This window comes from Lelliottia sp. (assembly GCF_045627565.1).
Taxonomy (GTDB): domain Bacteria; phylum Pseudomonadota; class Gammaproteobacteria; order Enterobacterales; family Enterobacteriaceae; genus Enterobacter.
The window spans coordinates 72,115-89,763 of sequence record NZ_JAZQNX010000001.1; the positions used below are offsets into that span (position 1 = coordinate 72,115).

Annotated in this window: 16 protein-coding genes and 1 pseudogene; 8 read left to right on the forward strand and 9 right to left on the reverse strand. The window is 52.7% G+C overall.

The features are described 5' to 3' along the window. The first annotated feature begins 58 nt into the window (after nt 1-58). The gene (locus ACKI5T_RS00375; protein WP_407434778.1) at nt 59-421 is read left to right on the forward strand and encodes a helix-turn-helix domain-containing protein; all 363 of its coding nucleotides are present in this window, start codon (nt 59-61) and stop codon (nt 419-421) included. 32 nt (nt 422-453) lie between these two features. Here the strand turns inward: ACKI5T_RS00375 and ACKI5T_RS00380 are convergent, their stop codons facing one another. Next, nucleotides 454-1,329, reverse strand: coding sequence for a LysR family transcriptional regulator (locus ACKI5T_RS00380; protein WP_407435126.1), 876 nt, complete (start codon nt 1,327-1,329; stop codon nt 454-456). Between the two features lie 100 nt (nt 1,330-1,429). Between ACKI5T_RS00380 and ACKI5T_RS00385 the strand changes: the two genes are divergently transcribed. From ACKI5T_RS00385 to ACKI5T_RS00395, 3 genes are all read left to right on the forward strand, one after another. Further along, nucleotides 1,430-2,410, forward strand: a complete 981-nt coding sequence (locus ACKI5T_RS00385) for a nitrilase family protein (RefSeq protein WP_407434780.1) — start codon at nt 1,430-1,432, stop codon at nt 2,408-2,410. Between the two features lie 77 nt (nt 2,411-2,487). Then, complete coding sequence (locus ACKI5T_RS00390) at nt 2,488-2,805, forward strand: YebG family protein (RefSeq protein WP_407434782.1); 318 nt, start codon at nt 2,488-2,490, stop codon at nt 2,803-2,805. A gap of 132 nt (nt 2,806-2,937) precedes the next feature. Then, a complete protein-coding gene (locus tag ACKI5T_RS00395) occupies nt 2,938-3,153 on the forward strand; it encodes a DUF6500 family protein (protein WP_407434784.1) in 216 nt (71 codons plus the stop codon). Nucleotides 3,154-3,155: 2 nt separating this feature from the next. Here ACKI5T_RS00395 and ACKI5T_RS00400 read toward each other — a convergent pair whose 3' ends face one another. The 4 genes and pseudogenes from ACKI5T_RS00400 to ACKI5T_RS00415 form a co-directional block, all read right to left on the reverse strand. Continuing rightward, nucleotides 3,156-3,257 carry an FAD-dependent oxidoreductase gene (locus ACKI5T_RS00400; protein WP_407434786.1) on the reverse strand — a complete coding sequence of 34 codons (102 nt, stop codon included), beginning with the start codon at nt 3,255-3,257 and terminating at the stop codon, nt 3,156-3,158. 238 nt (nt 3,258-3,495) lie between these two features. Then, entirely contained in the window at nt 3,496-3,807 is a 312-nt protein-coding gene (locus tag ACKI5T_RS00405) for a hypothetical protein (protein WP_407434788.1), read from the reverse strand. 417 nt (nt 3,808-4,224) lie between these two features. Beyond that, entirely contained in the window at nt 4,225-5,586 is a 1,362-nt protein-coding gene (locus ACKI5T_RS00410) for a YncE family protein (protein ID WP_407434790.1), read from the reverse strand. A 371-nt stretch (nt 5,587-5,957) separates the two neighbouring features. Beyond that, a pseudogene (locus ACKI5T_RS00415) lies at nt 5,958-6,122 on the reverse strand (GNAT family N-acetyltransferase); the annotation flags it as partial. Nucleotides 6,123-6,267: 145 nt separating this feature from the next. On the opposite strand from ACKI5T_RS00415, the gene ACKI5T_RS00420 reads away from it, so the two are divergent. Then, nucleotides 6,268-7,011 carry an SDR family oxidoreductase gene (locus ACKI5T_RS00420; protein ID WP_407434792.1) on the forward strand — a complete coding sequence of 248 codons (744 nt, stop codon included), beginning with the start codon at nt 6,268-6,270 and terminating at the stop codon, nt 7,009-7,011. A 100-nt stretch (nt 7,012-7,111) separates the two neighbouring features. On the opposite strand, the gene ACKI5T_RS00425 is transcribed toward ACKI5T_RS00420, so the two are convergent. The 4 genes from ACKI5T_RS00425 to ACKI5T_RS00440 all read right to left on the reverse strand — a co-directional run bounded on the left by ACKI5T_RS00425 (nt 7,112) and on the right by ACKI5T_RS00440 (nt 14,576). After that, the gene (locus ACKI5T_RS00425) at nt 7,112-9,085 is read right to left on the reverse strand and encodes an alkyl/aryl-sulfatase (protein WP_407434793.1); all 1,974 of its coding nucleotides are present in this window, start codon (nt 9,083-9,085) and stop codon (nt 7,112-7,114) included. Nucleotides 9,086-9,692: 607 nt separating this feature from the next. Further along, nucleotides 9,693-12,782 carry an efflux RND transporter permease subunit gene (locus ACKI5T_RS00430; protein WP_407434795.1) on the reverse strand — a complete coding sequence of 1,030 codons (3,090 nt, stop codon included), beginning with the start codon at nt 12,780-12,782 and terminating at the stop codon, nt 9,693-9,695. Then, nucleotides 12,779-13,888, reverse strand: a complete 1,110-nt coding sequence (locus tag ACKI5T_RS00435) for an efflux RND transporter periplasmic adaptor subunit (protein WP_407434797.1) — start codon at nt 13,886-13,888, stop codon at nt 12,779-12,781. Before ACKI5T_RS00435 ends, ACKI5T_RS00430 begins: the two co-directional genes overlap by 4 nt. A 73-nt stretch (nt 13,889-13,961) precedes the next feature. Beyond that, nucleotides 13,962-14,576 carry a TetR/AcrR family transcriptional regulator gene (locus ACKI5T_RS00440; RefSeq protein ID WP_407434799.1) on the reverse strand — a complete coding sequence of 205 codons (615 nt, stop codon included), beginning with the start codon at nt 14,574-14,576 and terminating at the stop codon, nt 13,962-13,964. A gap of 89 nt (nt 14,577-14,665) precedes the next feature. On the opposite strand from ACKI5T_RS00440, the gene ACKI5T_RS00445 reads away from it, so the two are divergent. The 3 genes from ACKI5T_RS00445 to ACKI5T_RS00455 all read left to right on the forward strand — a co-directional run bounded on the left by ACKI5T_RS00445 (nt 14,666) and on the right by ACKI5T_RS00455 (nt 17,577). Further along, nucleotides 14,666-16,123, forward strand: a complete 1,458-nt coding sequence (locus ACKI5T_RS00445; protein WP_407434801.1) for an efflux transporter outer membrane subunit — start codon at nt 14,666-14,668, stop codon at nt 16,121-16,123. Between the two features lie 92 nt (nt 16,124-16,215). Further along, nucleotides 16,216-16,998 carry a pyrroline-5-carboxylate reductase gene (locus tag ACKI5T_RS00450; protein WP_407434803.1) on the forward strand — a complete coding sequence of 261 codons (783 nt, stop codon included), beginning with the start codon at nt 16,216-16,218 and terminating at the stop codon, nt 16,996-16,998. Between the two features lie 291 nt (nt 16,999-17,289). Next, nucleotides 17,290-17,577: a putative quinol monooxygenase gene (locus ACKI5T_RS00455; RefSeq protein WP_012017261.1), complete on the forward strand. Its 288-nt coding sequence runs from the start codon at nt 17,290-17,292 to the stop codon at nt 17,575-17,577. Nucleotides 17,578-17,649 lie beyond the last annotated feature (72 nt).

A 17,649-nucleotide genomic window follows, 5' to 3' on the forward strand; every position in this document is an offset into this window, starting at 1 on the left:
GCACCTTTTAATGCAACAAATAAAGATACTTTTAGACGGGCTGCGTGGGGGTAACCAGATGAACACTGGCGCATTTATGCATGATTTACTCGACTGGATCGATAACAACCTGGATAGTCGTCTGGACATTGAGTCCGTCGCCAGGCGATCCGGTTATTCAAAGTGGCACCTCCAGCGGCTGTTCAAAGACCATACGGGCTATCCCCTCGCCGCGTATATCCGCGCGCAAAAGCTGCAAAAATCGGTTGAACGCTTAACCCACAGCGATGAACCGATTCTGAACGTGGCGATCGCGCTGGGCTTTGACTCCCAGCAGTCCTTCAACCGCAGCTTTAAGCGTCTGTACGGTCAGGCACCTGGCGCATGGCGGCGCAGTATAGGTGGCCCACAAACACAGCAGCTACGTCAACAAGCCAGGTAGTGCATCTTGCGGGATGGCCCTCTCAGGAATCATTAGCCGCAATCGGCGGAAATGCCCTTTCGTATGCTGGCAATAAAGTTGTCACGGATGACATCCTCCTTGCCTGGGTCCCAGGCGATACCCATCTTCCAGCTTATTGACTCCCCCGTTAACGGAATCATCACCAGTTCCGGCGGCGCGATATGTGTCACGCTGGTGGGCAGAATGGCAACACCGATACCCGCAATCACCATCGCGACGATAGTTTGTATATCGTCAGTCAGTTGAGTCGATGAGATGTAAAAGCCGTTGTTGTGCAGAAAACGGTCAATCTGCGCATTTAAACCCCGTCCTCGCTCAGCATGAAGCCGTAGCAGAGGGCGTTTCGTTAGCCACTCAGCGGCAGGCATTGTCGGCGACGCTGCGGGTGCAACCAGAACCAGCCGATCGGTAAATAACGGCAGGTATTCAAGCGCCACGGGGGGAGGAACCCTGACAAAACCAACCTGCAGCTCATCATTTTGCAATAGCTCGTACTGCTGAAAGGAAGGCAGATCCGTCAAGGACATCTCGACTCCCGGGTAGTCTCGACGAAAGTCTGCGATACAGCGCGGCGCCAGATAAAAACTTGAGAGACCGAACCCAACGGCGATATGGCCCTCCACCCCTTTTGCCACCCGCTCAGCATGCTGCATAAATACCTGGGTTTGCCTGACCACTTTTTCAGCCTCTGGCAGCAAACGCCTGCCGCCGGCCGTTAGTATTGCGCCGTGACGACCTCGTGAAAAAAGAGACATATTCACCTGGGATTCGAGGAGATTAATCTGTTTGGTCAATGCCGGTTGCGAGATAAACAACGCTCGCGCCGCATCGGCGTAATTTCCTTTTTCAGCCAGCATCAAAAAGGCTTTAAGCAACCGAGTGTTCAATTTTACATTCCAGATGGTTATCGAAATAAGAAATGATTTGATTATACAGTTATTGGTAATCGTTATGTAATTCAGTTTCGATAACCACTGGAGCAGCATCATGAACGAACCAGAATTCCTAAAGGCGGCAACCGTACAGTTTCAGCACCAGGCCAATAACAAAAAATACAATCTGTTGATAATCGAGAAATTCATTGAACAGGCGGCGCTTGAGCAGGTGAACATTCTCGTTTTCCCTGAAATGTGTATCACCGGCTATTGGCATGTCCCCAAGCTCACCGCAGCGGAGGTGTCTGCTCTGGCAGAGCCGATTGTTGAGAGCGCTTCCCTGACGTTAATTCGCTCTCTGGCGATAAAACATCAAATGCTGATTGGCGTCGGTCTTATTGAAAGAGCCGACGATGGCCGCCTCTACAATGCGTATGTTGCCTGTATGCCTGACGGCTCAATGCATACGCATCGAAAACTCCATGCTTTTGAACATCCGGCTATCAGCAGCGGGGACCGCTTTACCGTTTTCGATACGCCCTGGGGAGTGAAGGTCGGTATCCTGATTTGCTGGGACAATAATCTGGTCGAAAATGTGCGCGCGACGGCGCTGCTGGGTGCAGATATTCTTCTCGCACCACATCAAACAGGCGGCACCGATTCCCGCAGTCCTCACGCGATGAAGCCTATTCCGCTGGCGCTCTGGGAGGAACGGGAAACGCGCAAGGAAGAGATTATGGCCGCATTCAAAGGGCCAAGTGGTCGCGAATGGCTGATCCGCTGGCTGCCTGCCCGCGCGCATGACAACGGATTATTTCTTCTCTTCAGCAACGGCGTCGGTGCAGATGATGACGAAGTGCGCACAGGCAATGCGATGATCCTCGATCCTTACGGACGCATCATTAATGAAACCTGGGCGGCTGACGACGTTATGGTGAGCGCCGAACTGGATTTAAGCCTGCTTGCAATGAGCACCGGACGGCGCTGGATCCACGGTCGTCGTCCTGATTTATACCAGATACTGACACAACCGCAGGGCTATGAACGTGATGCAATCAGTGCACGATTTTCGAATGTGACCCCTGCTCGCTAGAAATGCGAGCACTTTTTAGCTGCAACAAAGAACCGGAACTGCTACACTGTATATAATTACAGTGCGAGGTACACATAATGGCTGTTGAAACAAAATTTGTTGTCGTCAGAAAAGGTGAAGAGAAAATGACATTTGCCAGTAAGAAAGAGGCTGACGCTTACGACAAGCTGCTCGATATGGCAGATGCGTTCACCGACTGGCTGTTGCAAAGCGGAATGCAGATGGATGAAACGCAGGCTGAAAATCTTGGCCTGTATCTCGCCGAGCAAAAAGAGACCGTGCAGCATATTCTGCGTACCAGCAAGCTTCCCGATCTCAATGCTCCAACGGCTACCGATAAAACTGAATCCGATGCGGCTGATGCTAAAAAAATCAGGACTGTGAAAGCGGCTTAATTGTCAGAAAAATCATCACCGATCCTGGCGCCGTAAGCAGACAACTGCTTGCGGCTTTTTTCGCTGTCTGTTGGGATCCTCAACTGGTTGATGCCATTGTTTCATACTCAGAATATGCAACAAGGAGATGGTGTGCGGGAAGGAATGAAGGGAAAAATCATCAGAGTATGTGATGCAAAAATGGCCTCTAAAGGCGGCAATGTTGGGCTCTCATTTTATGCTTTTTTTGCTAATAAAAATGACGATCCTGAACTGCTTATGGAAGTTGCGCACTGGTGGATTATGGAAATGAAACTGGACCATTTTGAAAAGGCAGAAAAGATCAGAAACCTCGTCTCAGCCATGTAACGCTATAAAGCGAGATGGCCGGTATCCTGTTCAACAAGGGTGACGTCAAATTCAGGTTGGGCAAAATGCCATGCGATGAATACGCCAGTCATTCCAGCCCCCACGATGACGATCCTTCATTTTCGGGCAACTGTGCCCTTCTCCTGTGTGCCAAACATGTTCATGCCTGATGCAAAAGTCCATCTCTTGCAGGCAACAATATTCATTGCCACAACGCTTCAGGACAGCAACACCTGCTCAAAACAGACATCCTCTTCCTGGCAATGTCAGCTTAGTGCTGTGAGTTCAATGGGTCGATACAACGCTATCCTTAATCAAGGGGGTGTTGCCCCGGAAACGAAACTAAAGCGGTGCAACATTCTCCACTCCATGCTGGAAAACGTAGGGATCGGAAAGTAATTCAAATTCTTCGTCATCCGGGTAAGTCACCGCGACGTGATAGCTTTCTCCGGCAAAAATCTTAACCGACTGCAGATCCTGCCAGTAAGTAGCCAGAAAAAAATGCTCCCACTCTCCCTGGGTTTCTCTACGCACAAAAGCGCCTCTGTTGCCAGAGACGCTCTTTGAATGCTCCACACCTGTTTTCTCAAGGTGTTTTGCAAAACCTTCAGCATGTTTTAGCGGAACACAGCCGTGCCAGGTTCTTACAATCATTAGTGTTTCCTCTTTCAGCGGTAGGATTGTAACCATACCATCGGAAGCCAGGTTAGAGTGTATTTTCCTAAGATCATACCTTGTCACTCAAAACTCATTACTGGAATAGACCAGCTTTCTTCTTGAAGTCCCGCTCCGCGCTCGTAGCGGACAACAACTCGCCAATCTTTCTACTTCGAAACAGATGAAAAAGTTAGGTATTAAGACATCGTTCAATAGTCGGCCCCGTCAATTTAGTCCGGTATACATACGTGCAGCAAATATTGCAACGCGAAATATTTGCTGAAAGTTTGAGTTTAGGGATGGCCAGGGACGTCAGCCTGACTCAAGGAAGAGGTGCTGAATACCGGTCAGCTATACCGGGAATATACCCCCACCCATCGGCGGCTGGGGGTTAATAATGATGGGCTCAAGCCGTTATTTTTTCGGGGTGATTTTCGTCACTGAGCCTGTTTGCGTTTTATCCCCGGGAGTACCATACATAGACACAAGATAAACGGCACCATCAGGCGCGGCGGTCAGGTGGTTTGGCGTATCATCCATCGGGATATTAGCGACCAGTTTTCCGTCCTTGTTCAGAACAGCAACGGTTCCTCCGGCGCGCGTGGCGGCGAATACCTGCGACGTCACAGGATCCCAGACGACAGATACGCCCCCGGCACCAATATAGGTATCAGCGAGAACCTTGCCTTCCGCATCAAGCACCACAACATTGTTCGTCTCCTGGGAAACGACGTAAAGACGGCCGGTCTTAGGGTCGCGAGCGATGTCGGTTGCGCCTTGCGCCTGCGGTATTTTCACCGTCGTACTCTTGCCCGTATTGAGATCAATCCAGCCCACCCAAGGCGTATCGCGGCTGACGCCGTAGAGTTTCCCACCGGCACTGTCTAAGGCAAGATCTGTACTGTTAAACAGGTCGCGGCCGCGGTTCGTCACGAACTGCATCTGACCGATATGTTCCAGCGTTTTGGTATCATATACCTCGATAAAACCGGTCAGTGCTGCGCTGACATAAGCCCGATTGTGGGCTTCATCAATAATCACATCGCGCGGATGGACGACCGAACCCTCCGGGAAGACTTTCACGACGGAAAGGTCTTTTGCGTCATAAACGGTCACTGTTTCGGCAAGCGTGTTCGTCGTCCAGACTTGATGATGGACATTATCAACACCGACGCCGAAGACGCCGATTTGCTCACCCTTTTTGTCTTTAGGCAGCGTGGCCTCCGCTTCGACAGCCAGCGTTCCAGCGTTCAGTCTCATCAGACGGCTACCCTCTTTCGGGCCGCGTGCAGAGGTCACGAACAGCTTTCCGTCGGCTGAAATCGCAGACTGGTAAGCCCGCTCACCGACGGAAATAGTTTGCAGACTGAAAGCCTCCGTGTTTTTCGGGGGAACGATTTGGGACAATTTCAACATCACCTGCGACACGCTCGCGGGATTTTGCGTGATAACCGTGAGGGGATGAAGGCCAGTAGCGGCATCAGCCGGAACGGTTAGCGGAATAGTGAGGTTTCCCTTCTCGTCGGCGGTCAGTGGTTTCGGTGTCAGGACTTCAGCACCATTTAGCATGGTGACGGTTGCGCCGGTCTGCAGGCTCTTAATCGTTATAACCGTTTTATCGCCTGGCTTAACAGGAAGGTCCCGTGACCCGGCACGGATACTGCCGGGGAAGGTCGTGGTGGCGGCTTCCCATTGACTATCGGCGTATGCCGTTGTGGCGGTTGACATCACAATGGTGGAGGCCAACAGCACTGAACGGACTGAAATTCTTCTCATCTTATCTCCATAAATTGTCTCAATGCTGCATCTCAACGCAGCCACACATTATTTCCCACGCGCTGAATCTTATCTTCCGCCCTGAGAAACAGGTCTCGCTATAAGCGCAGTCAATATATCATACAGATGTAAATAATTATCATTACTGTTTTAAGTGGTATCTTAAATGCGGGACGTTTGATGTATAGCGGGTGAGCGAGCTGGAGATTTTCCCGTAAGGGGGTGGCATTGTCAGGAGCGAACTGACGCTTGTCGCCCAGAGCGGACCTTCTGCTCAGATCCGTGCCAGAAACGGACGTCAAACTCGATTAATACGGTTAGCGCAATGCTTTTGATAAACAGACAGCCCTCATATTGATATGTCGTGTTTATAGCCTAAGTTCGTTATAACCCATTTCTATTGCTGATGTTTCCAGATAAGTGAGTAAAGTTCTGCCAATACCTGGCACGCTTCGGTCTGAAATTAGCCTTTTTAGCTCAGCTATATTTTGCGTTAATGGCCTTAACGCGCCGCATCCTATCACTTCGCCACGCGCTAATCCCCTTACACGCTATTTAACAGTTTGCTTTGCACCTTATTTATATCCCTCGTTTAAGAATGGCACTAACTGAAAGATGTCCCTCCCCCTCGCGTGCTATATCTCCAACCAATCATACTCATCAAGAAAAGGATGCATGAAGATGCTGAGAGATAAAAGAGCGGTTATTACCGGTGGCGGCGGAGGATTTGGTCAGGCGCTGTGCGTGTGGCTGGCGCGAGAAGGCGTCGAGGTGGAGTTTTGCGCGCGGCGAGCGGATGATATTCAAAAAACCTGCAGCATCATCACTGCGGAAGGCGGCCTTTCTAAAGGGTATATCTGTGATTTAACCCAGCCTGAATCCCTTTCTCAGTTTTCTTCACAGCTGTTAACTTCAGACAAACCCATAGACATTTTAATCCTCAATGCAGCTCAGTGGTTATCAGGAACATTAGATGATCACCCTGACACAGAGATTATCAATACCGTCAGTTCTGGCCTGACAGGCTCGATTCTACTGACTCAGGCATTGCTGCCTGGGTTAAGACGTTCAGACAGCGCTGATATCGTCTCAATAATATCTTCATGTGGAATCCCGAATTTTACGGATTCCATTGCGCACCCCGCTTTTTTCGCCAGCAAACATGGGCTTAGCGGATTTACAACTAAACTGTCCCAGCTGTTGTCCGAAGAAAACATACGTGTAACCGGTCTGTACCCACCCGATTTCGAACTCACTGGTTTAGATACATTTGTCGATAATCACTCCAGAATGGGGGAACGTCTGATGAATGGGCGATCGATCTGGGAAACGATTCGTTTTGTACTGGGCCAACCTCGTAGTTGCCATATAAGTAGCATCTACTTTCAAGGTCCAACGCGCGAAGATCTGAATGTGAGTGGCTGAATCTGGTGACGTTGAACTCACAGCTCAATGTCAGTGCAAGGAGCGGACATACAGTGTATGAAATACCTGCAGGCTAAAACGAAGCCTGCAGGCAGATAACTTATGGCGTCACGATGTTAAACCAGAACTCAAACTTATCCATGTAACCCAACATGGTGTCGAGTTTGGCGCCGTCACCGGTAACCTTAACATCTCCGCTCGCTTCCGCCTGTTTCAGGGTGGTTTCTTTCAGGATGATTTTGTTCAGCGTGTCACGGTTTAATGTGATGGTCGCATCGGCATCCTTCGCTTCTGCATCGGCAGTGTGGTTCAGCACTCCGTTTTCCAGTTCAAGTTTATATTTTCCGCCGTCATTACCGAGATCGATGTTAAACACCGATTTCGCATCACCGGCTTTTTGCCCGTTGATGTGTACCGCCAGGTAGTCAAAGAACATCTCAGGCGTCATGGCTCGAACGGTATCCGGGCTGGCGGTATTAGGCGTCGGGCCTTTCACCACGCCATTACGTAGCTCCTGTGCACCGGTCAGGTAGAAGTTACGCCACGGACCAGATTCTGCCTGATAGCCAAGCTGTTCGAGCGCGTCCGCTTCCAGGTTTCGCGCTGCCTGATTATTCGGATCGGCAAACACCACTTTGCTGACGACCTGCGCGACCCAGCGGTAGTTACCCTGGTCAAAGTCAGTTTTCGCTTTCTGCAGAATAGCGTCCGCGCCACCCATATATTCAACGAATTTCTTCGCGCCTTCTTCTGGGGGCAGTTCGTCCAGGGTTGCCGGGTTGCCGTCAAACCAGCCGAGATACAGCACATAGGTGGCTTTTACGTCATGGCTGACTGAACCGTAGTAACCACGGTTCGCCCAGGTATGCGCCAGAGAATCTGGCAGCTTGAAGTTGGCGGCAATTTCATCGCGCGTGAGACCTTCGTTAGCCATGCGCAGCGTCTGATCGTTGATATAGCGATACAGGTCACGCTGGCTTTTAAGCAGTTTAACCACGTTTTCGTTGCCCCACGTCGGCCAGTGGTGCTGTGCCATCAGGATTTCGGCTTTATCACCCCAGCGAACGATGGCTTCATTAATGTATTTAGACCATGGCAATGGTTCACGAATTTTTGCGCCGCGCAGAGAATAAGTGTTGTGAAGCGTATGTGTAACATCTTCTGCAGATTCGATGAGTTTTTTCTCTTCGATATACCAGAGCATTTCTGACGGTGCTTCGGAGCCTGGGGCAAGCATGAAGTCATAGGTCAGGCCATCGATCACCTCTTTTTGACCGTCTTTCTCGATGATATTGGTTGGCGCAATCAGCGTCACCGTCCCGGCGGAAGTGGTTGTCCCCAGACCTGCGCCGACCTGACCTTTCGCATCGGGTTTGAGCAGATTGCCGTACATGTAGCTGGCGCGGCGGCTCATCACATTACCGGCCATAATGTTCTCCGCGACAGCCGCTTCCATAAAGCCTGCCGGGGCATACACTTTAACTTTGCCGGATTTCACATCGGCTTCATCCACGACGCCACGCACGCCGCCGTAGTGGTCAACGTGGCTATGGGTATAAATAATCGCGACGACAGGTTTATTGCCACGGTTTTTAAAATAGAGATCCATCCCGACTTTGGCCGTTTCTGCGGATACCAGCGGGTCGACAACGGTAATACCTTCTTTCCCCTCGATAATAGTCATATTAGACAGATCAAGGTTACGAATTTGATATACGCCATCAGTCACTTCAAATAAGCCGCTAATATTAATCAGCTGTGATTGACGCCATAAACTTGGATTAACGGTATCCGGTGCTTTATCGCCTTCTTTAATAAAAGAATATTGCTGCGGATTCCAGATGACATTTCCTTGCTCCCCTTTGATAACGTCCTGCGGAATGGGAGCAATAAATCCTTTATGCGCATCAGTGAAGTCTGTGTTATCAGAGAAAGGGAGTTGATTGTAAAGTGCGTTGTTGGCTTGTTGGGTGGGCGCTGTCGCCTCTTTAGGCGCTTCGGCAGCAATGGTAGCCCCGGCAGAAACGAACAGTCCAGCAAGTGCGAGACTTCTGGCTATCAAATTGAATTTCATCCTAAAACCTCTCAGTGAATGCTACGTCGCTTTGAAACTACGAGTCCTGGCTGAAAATGTTTCAAGAAATGCGAATTAAATCAGATGAGCAAGAATAAATATAACCAGGCAATTGCATTCAGCAAACGAATGAATGAAAAACAACATATTGATTTTAAACGTAGATAGACTAAGGGAAATAAACGATTATTCGTAAGCGCTTATTCAATCCCGCTTACTCATCAGAAAAGGTGAATAGTTCAACAAATTATCGTGATATCCCATCGCTATTCTTGAGTTTTACCTGCAGGCATGAGTTTGATTCCTTTATGCAAGTACAACAGTGACCACTTTGCTAGCGTATAAAGTCTCTACGCCCCCAAACACCTGTTATTGAAGCGAACTGATGCGGTGAGTTCTCCGAGTGACAAGCCTGTAGAGAGGTGGCTTAAAAGCGTGAACGCGCCTTCATCGGTGGATTCAACCAGGCAAGGTGACCGGTATTCCGCCTGATGCCCCTGCAAACACCCTGCCCAACCAAATAATCATGTCTGAAATAACCTCACCATTCGATATTCAGAGGGCGTGAATTCCCTGTATCGTTATCACGCCCTCTTTGCGGTGACTGCTATGCCGTGGATTTTACCTCTTCAGGCGTCGGTTGATCGGGACGAATTTTGAACCAGGTCGCGTACATCGCGGGCAGGAACACCAGCGTAATGATGGTGCCGCCAAACGTACCGCCAATCAGGGTATAAGCCAGCGTGCCCCAGAACACCGAGTGCGTCAGGGGGATAAACGCCAGAATAGCGGCCATCGCGGTGAGCAGCACAGGCCGTGCGCGCTGAACCGTCGCCTCCACGACCGCATGGAACGGATCCATCCCTTCCTGCTCGTTGTGATGAATCTGCCCAATCAAAATCAGGGTGTTACGCATCAGAATCCCCGACAGCGCGATCAGTCCCACCAGCGCATTGATACCAAACGGCTGGTTGAAGAGCAGTAGCGTGGGCACCACCCCAATCAGCCCCAGTGGCGCGGTGAGAAATACCATCACCATCGCCGACATCGACCGCACCTGCAGGATAATAATCAACAGCGTCATGGCAATCATGACAGGGAAAAGCGGGGCCATGGCCTGGGTGGCTTTCCCGGATTCTTCAATCGACCCCGCCTGCTCGATACGGTATCCGGCTGGAAGCGTATCCATAACTGGCTTTAGCGCCGTCATGATGGCTGTCGAGACATCCGGCGGCTGCAGATGTTCAGCAATGTCTCCCCGCACGGTAATCGTCGGAGTGCGATCGCGACGACGCAGAACAGGGTCTTCCATTCGCACTTCAACCTCCCCTATCTGAGACAGCGGAATACGCTGACCGGAAGATCCTACCAGGGTAAACCCGGCGATCTTTTCGGGATCGAGTCGAATATTCCCGGCCGCACGCCCCATGACCTGCACCGAGCGGATATCTTCACGCACCGATGTTATCGGAACACCAGACAGCAGGAACTGGAGCTGCTGCGCGACTGCATTCGATGTCAGCCCCACAGCCTGAAGACGATCCTGGTTGAGCGTGAAATGCAGCGCCGGTACCCGCGACCCCCAGTCCGTGTTGACGGTCCTCATCATCGGGCTGGACTGCATCACTTTTTCAACCCTGTCTGCAATGCTGCGCAGTTGAGCTGCATCCGGCCCCATGACACGGTAAGCCACTGGATAAGGTGAATACGGGCCAAACACCAGTTGAGTCACGCGCACCCGCGCTTCAGGAGCCAGATCGTCTGCAACGGCTTCACGAAGGCGGAACTTCAGCGCCTCACGTGCTTCCGGGTTGTCGGTCAGCACAACGATTTTCGCAAACGACGGGTCGGGCAATTCCGGGGCCATAGCCAGAAAGAAACGGGGTGAGCCTTGCCCGATATAAGACGTCACGATTTTTGTCTCTTTCTGCTTTCTCAGCCAGGCTTCAACCTTCGCGGTTGCCGCACTGGTTTGCTCGATGGACGTTCCATAAGGCATTTGCACTTCGACAAGCACCTCAGGGCGATCGGAGGTCGGGAAAAATTGTTTTTTCACCAGCCCCATGCCGAGTATCGCGACCGTGAAGACCGCAATCACCGTGCCGGCCACTAGCCACTTACGGGCGATAACGCGCGTGAGCACCTGGCGAAAGCGGTTGTAATGACGGGTGTTGTAGATAGCCGCGTGTCCACCCTCGACCTTTTTGATGTCGGGCAGCATTTTCACGCCGAGATAAGGCGTGAACACCACCGCCACGACCCAGGAAGCAATCAGGGCGATACCCACTATCCAGAACATGTTGCTGGTGTATTCCCCGGCGGTGGATTGTGCAAAACCGTTAGGCATAAAACCGACGGCGGTGACCAGCGTACCGGCCAGCATCGGAGCCGCCGTGTGACTCCAGGCATAGGCCGAGGCTTTGATGCGGTCATAGCCCTCTTCCATCTTCACCACCATCATTTCGATAGCGATGATGGCGTCATCCACCAGCAACCCCAGCGCCAGGATCAACGAGCCCAGGGTTATACGGTCAAAGTTTTTACCGGAGGCCTCCATCACCACAAAGACAATCGCCAGCGTTAGCGGCACGGCGGCGGCAACCACGACACCCACGCGCCATCCCATACTGACGAAGCACACCACCATCACCACCAGCAGCGCGACAAAGAACTTGATCATGAATTCATCAACGGAGGAGTTGATGTTGACGGACTGATCGGTGACCTTCGCAAACGTCATACCCAGCGGCATGCTCTCATTGATTTTGGCCGTTTCCGCATCCAGAGCCTTGCCCAAATCCAGACCGTTCCAGCCGTCCCGCATAACGATGCCCAGCAGCAGCGCCGGTTCACCCTGATTACGGATCAGGAAGGTCGCCGGATCTTCGTAGCCCCGTTCAACGGTCGCCACGTCAGAAAGCTGTAACGTTCTGCCCTGTACGACGATGGGCGTTTCACGGATTTTCTCCAGTTTGTCAAAGGCACCATCGAGGCGGATAAAGACCTGTGGCCCTTGAGTGTCAATCGACCCGGCGGGTGTGAGTACGTTCTGGCTGTTAAGGGCGGAAAAAATATCCTGAGGTGAAATACCAAGCGTGGCCAGGCGGTCATGCGAGAACGAGACAAAAATACGTTCCGTCTGTTCACCGATGATATTGACCTTTTTGACCCCCGGCACATGCAAAATTCGCTGGCGTAATGATTCCGCATCGCGAACCAGCAGCCGCTGCGGCTCCCCTTTCGCCTTGAGCGCAAAGAGCGCGAAAGTCACGTCGGAGAATTCATCATTGACCATCGGTCCGATGACGCCAGCAGGAAGGTTTTTGGTTTCATCACCGAGCTTCTTGCGCGCCTGGTAAAATTCTTCCTGCACCTGCGAAGGCGGGGTGCTGTCCTTCAGTGACAGCATGGTAAACGCCAGTCCGGGGCGCGTGTAGGTCTCGCTGCGGTCATACCACTTGAGTTCCTGCATGCGTTTTTCAAGCGGTTCGGCCACCTGATCCTGCATTTCCTGTGCGGTGGCGCCAGGCCAGGCCGAAATAATCGTCATCTGCTTAACGGTAAAGGGAGGATCTTCAGCCCGCCCTAATTCGAAAAACGACAGAATACCGGCCACGGTGATCAGAATAATAAGAAACAGAGTGATTGAGCGCTCACGAACGGCCAGCGCGGAAAGATTAAATCGCCCCCCGCTCATGGCTGACTCCCGGCAGTGCTGGATCCGCTCTGTGCCGCCATGCGAACGGCCTCGCCGTCATGCAGCAGATGTGCGCCAAGAGCGACCACCTGCTCACCCGGTTTGAGGCGACCGGTAATCCTGGCAGCCTCGTCACCTAATCCCAGCACCTGAACGGATTGCCATGACACTTTGGCGGGTTTACCTGAAATGCGCCAGACACCCGGCCCTTTTCCTGGATCGTAGAGGGCGGCTAAAGGGACCTGCATCACTGGGGCGGCGGCGCGATCGTCTGCAATGTGAAGCGTAACGGTCGATCCGAGCGGTGCACTTGCCAGCGCCCCTTCAAGGACATATCTCGCTTCAAAAGTGCGTGTCACCGGATCGGCGGCATCGGAAAGCAGACGCAGTTTTGCAGGAGAGGTGCGTTTCCCCGTTCCGTACAGGGTGGCCTCGGCCTCGCTTCCGGGAGCCGGACGTAACGTCTCGGGTAGCTGCACGATGGCCTCGCGCTGCCCTGCTCTGGCCAGACGAACCACCGCCTGACCCGCACTGACAACCTGACCCGGTTCCGCCAGCGTCTCCATCACCACGCCGTCGGCGTCGGCCAGCAGCACGGCGTAGCCCATTGCGTTTTGCGCCACATTCGCCTGTGCCTGAGCCGCGCTCAGTTCAGCTTTGGCCGTATTGGCGGCGGCCTTAATCTGATCGTAGGCCGATGCCGACACCGCCCCTGCAGAGACCAGCCCGCGGTAACGCGCCTCGTCATCAATCGCTTGTTTTGCACGGGCGCGTGCAGCCGCTACTGCCTGCTGCTGCGCCTGCGCCTGCAGGCCCAGGTCGACAGGATCCAGACGCATCAGCGGCTGGCCGCGTTTAACGGTCTGGCCGGTATCGACCATACGTTCAATGATTTTGCCTTGCACCCTGAAACCGAGGTCGCTTTGAATCCGGGCGACCACGACACCGGTGAAGGCGCGGGAGGAATCGACAGCGCTCACGATGGTAGCAGACCTCACCAGAGGAGGCTGCGTACGGGGATCGTCGGCGCTGGAAGCGTCACCGCAGGCCACGAGGGCGAGCGGCAACAGACAAACAGCAAAAGTGGCGGGTTTGAGCCGGAGCATGGGGTACCTTAATTATTTAACAGGACAGTACCCGCATACTCTTTCAGGTGACCAATTAAGTCAATAGTCACAACTAAGGTGATAAACTTCTCAGTATCAATGACGACAGCAGGACGGCGGCGGCAGGTGCGGAATCAAGGTTGTATTGCAACTGTAACGGGCAAATGTAGGGGCGCATGACCAGATAAATGGCCTCAGCAGCCTCATCAAGCGGCGTTTTTCGCTCAAACTCCCCGGCCTGACGCCCTTCCTGGATGATGTCCTGTATCAGTTGACGAAGGCGCGTCTGATGCGCCACGGCAGAGGGCCAGTTATCCCGGGAAGCAACGGCGGCAATGTCATACAGCATGCGATCGTGAAAAAACAGATCCGTTCCGGCTTCAGTCAACGTTCTCAACAAACGCCGCAGCTTTTCAGACGCCGTCGGCACATCCGCGAGCGCGTTGTTAACGATTTCAGCAATTTGCGACAACCTGTTCGCGCAGATCACCTCGCCAATCGCCTGCTTGGAATCGAAAAATTTATAAATATACGCTTTGGAAAAGCCTATCGCTTTGGCCAAGTCTGAAACGGTTGTTTTTTCGTAGCCAAAATGCCCGAAATGAGCGGTAGCCGCCTCCACAACCTGGTCACGGACACTGTGGTCAGAGGGACCCCGCGTAAGAAGATCATTTGTCTGTTTAGTCATTTTTTCAGCTTAGCTCAATGAGCCACGATTGACAACGAGTGACCATTTGGTAATGTGGTCACAACTTAATATTGCCTCAAGAGACATCAATGTTACCCCTACGTACTCTTACACTCATGGTGAGCACCGGTTTACTGGCGGGTTGTGCCGTCGGACCAGATTATCAGCGCCCGGATGCGCCGCTTGCGGAACGCTATCAGGCGCAGTCTGCCGTCCAGGAGAGAACCGCTTCCAGACCCGCCCGTTTTGCCGAGTGGTGGGACGGCTTCGGCGATCCCCTGTTAAGTCAGTTCGTTATGGACGCTCTGGCACAGAATCTCGATCTTGCCCAGGCAACCGCGCGCATGACCCAGAGCCGTGCCGGACTGAGTAACGCCACCGCCACCCTGCTGCCATCGGGTAACATCAGCGGGCAAGCAGCACGTGTGCATCAGTCCGTAGAGACCCCACAGGGTCAAGTTCTTAGCTCGACGCCGGATTATAGTCGCTACGGCAATAGCTATGAAACCGATCTGAACGCAACCTGGGAAATTGATGTTTTCGGCGGGCTGCGACGCGGTCGCCAGGCCGCGCTGGCTGACTATCAGGCCTCTGAAGCGGGCGTCGTCGCGACCCGCCTGGCTGTGGCCGCGCAGACTGCCGATATCTATATTACCCTGCGCGGATTACAGGCCCGACTGGCAATTGCTGAGAAACAGGTCAGGACGCAACAAGCGCTGCTGGAAAAAGTCCAACTCCTTCACCGCAAAGGACTGGCTCCCGCGTATCAGGTTCGCCAGACTGAAGGGGAACTGGCGCAAGTTCAGGCTACCGTCCCGGCGCTGCGAACGGGGCTTGATAGCACGATGAATGCCTTAGACGTTATGCTCGGCACGCCTCCCGGCACGCATCGTGCTCAATTAGAATCGCCTGGCGTCATTCCGCAGGCGCCACAAATAACCTCAACAGGCACACCTGCCGATCTGTTGCGTCGCAGGCCCGATATTATCGTCGCGGAGCGCCATCTCGCCGCCTCAAGTGCACGCATTGGCGTCGCCGTCAGCGAGTATTATCCGACGTTTTCACTCAGTGCGTTGCTCGGCAGCGCAACGGCCATATCGAGCAACAACCTCTTCTCCGGCAGTGCCAGTCAGTCTGCGGGCGTGCTGGGATTGCGCTGGCGGCTTTTCGATTTCGGGCGGATCAACGCCGAGATAGATCAGGCAAAAGGCCAGGAAGCTGAAGCACTCGCCGCCTATCGCCTGTCGGTATTACACGCCACCGAGGACGTCGAAAATGCCTTCTCCGCCCTGGTCAACAGTGAATCACAAACCGCCACCCTGACCAACGGTGAATCCGCCCTTGCCAGCGCCCGCCAGTCGTCTTTCATCGCCTTCCAGCAAGGAACGGCAAGCCTGATTGACGTCCTGCACAACGATGAAACTCTCTTGCAGGCTTCCGACGCCAGAGCGCAAGCCCAGACAGACTCTGCCCGCGCCGCTGTCGCGACATTCAGAGCGCTCGGAGGAGGCTGGCAGCCGCCAGAAGCTGACAAAAAGACGCTGTAAGGCGCAGTGCGCCTCAATATGCCGCAGTACATGAGAGCAACGCCTTAGGCCGTTGAAAACATGACGAAATGACACTGACACCAGGGGGACGGATGCAAAGGATAGGTATTCTAAATGTGGATGCGTTCACTGAAAAGCTGGTGCGGGGACTGTTTCGTGCCGTTCCAGAGTCGCAGGTGTTTCTTTTTTGCGAAAATAACGCACGGGCGCAAAAACTAGCAATCGATCTGCCCTGCTGGACGCCGGACAGTAAACAGAATGTCGTCGATGAAGTTGATGTCATTCTTATTGGCGGGGATTCTGATTCCCTGCATGAAATTGCGCCTCAGGTACAGTTGCGCGGCACGCAAACCCTGATTTCTCTTGTGCCTGCCACCTCCATTCAGCGTCTGCGTGATTTATTCGGGCATACGGATTGCATCAGGCTGAGCCTGACGTTCGCCGCTGAAATGAATACATCGACGGTCATCCTAACGGCTGCCGACAATCCTATTCAGCAGCTGTTTGCGCGAGTAGGCGAGCTAATGGTGTTTACTGACGAATCAGAATTTGAGTTGGCTACGGTAAGTATGGGTATGAACAGCGGGTACTATTATCTCGCCGAAGGGTTGCAGCGCTGGTTTGTACAGAAAGGCCTGACAGAAGATATTGCCCGTCGACTGGTGCTCAATGGGTTAAAGGACGTCGTGCAGTATGCAGAATATAAAGAGTCTGTGCGCCTGGATGAGCTGGGTAAAGAGATGGCACTTTCCGGGCATTTCACACGGGAAGGGCTTGAAATTCTTACCCAGATGCAGGCGCTCAAACCCTGGATTATCGCCTCTGAGAAGGCTTTATCGGCGATACAAGAACATTCAAAAAAGACGCTATATTGAAAAATCAAGCCAACGGATCTGTTGGCTTTTTCGCATCTATTCCCTACTGGACTGAGAAAGCCGCACGACACACGCTCCAGAAAGAAAGGTCTCTTCATAATGGTGTTGAGGTCATCGCAAAAGATGACTGATCATTGCTTACGTGCCAGCAACTGTATATAAATACAGTGACATGATTTTACCGAACAGATCGTGCCGATGACGATTCGATAGAATCAATCCGTTGAAGTCACACTGATTTTAAATGAGCTGCGTCCCGGCGGATCTACCGGGGCCCGTTAAGGAACTAACATGCTAAAAGTGATTGCCGAAGATTTTATGCAGCCGGAGGCCGTAGAGATCGTGCTTCCGCTTTATCGCGAACTGGTTGAAGCGACGAGGCTGGAGCCGCTGTGCATCGCATATGACTTGTATGTGGATGAGAACGATGCCGGGCATTTTATTTTCGTAGAAGAGTGGCCTGACCGCGCGGCGCTGGATGCACATTGTGCGAGTGAACACTTCAGACGCCTTGTGCCCCTGATAAATCAGTACGAGCGCAAAAAAGCGACCTTTATTTTCATGAACAGCGTTGCGTAAATCGTCTGCGGCATAATCAATCCTGATGCAACGGTGCGCAGCTATCTGGCTGCGTCACCGGTGCGAAATCAG